Raw genomic sequence first — 476 nt, forward strand, 5'->3', positions numbered from 1 at the left:
GAGCAGGTCGTTCATGTACCGGGCGATGGCTCCGCGGACGTAGTCCTCGCCGGTGTCGAGGTCGGCGAGGCCGACCAGTTCGCAGTTCTGGACGTTCCAGCGGTCGCCGTAGTTGTTGATCTGCGACGTGCAGTTGTCGAAGTCGTACGAGGAGTAGAGGCCGGGGTAGGTGTACTTCGTGTACGACGAGCCGCCGGTGCCCGTGCCGCCGCCGGCGGACATGTGGTTGATGACGGTGTCGGCGACGACCTTCACGCCGGCCGCGTGACACGTGTCGACCATGTTCTTGAACGCGGCGCGGTCGCCCAGACGTCCGGCGATCTTGTAGCTCACCGGCTGGTACGACGTCCACCACTGGGAGCCCTGTATGTGCTCGGCGGGCGGGGAGACCTGTACGTAGCCGAAGCCCGCGGGACCGAGGGTGGTGGCGCACTCGCGGGCGACCGAGGCGAAGTTCCACTCGAACAGGACGGCCG

1 protein-coding gene is annotated in these 476 nt (G+C 66.8%); it reads right to left on the reverse strand.

The features are described from left to right. On the reverse strand, positions 1 to 476 hold a 476-nt coding region (locus LPA54_RS37495; protein WP_267487994.1), incomplete at both ends, for an alpha-amylase family glycosyl hydrolase.

Source organism: Streptomyces sp. DH12, from assembly GCF_020873895.1.
GTDB lineage: Bacteria > Actinomycetota > Actinomycetes > Streptomycetales > Streptomycetaceae > Streptomyces.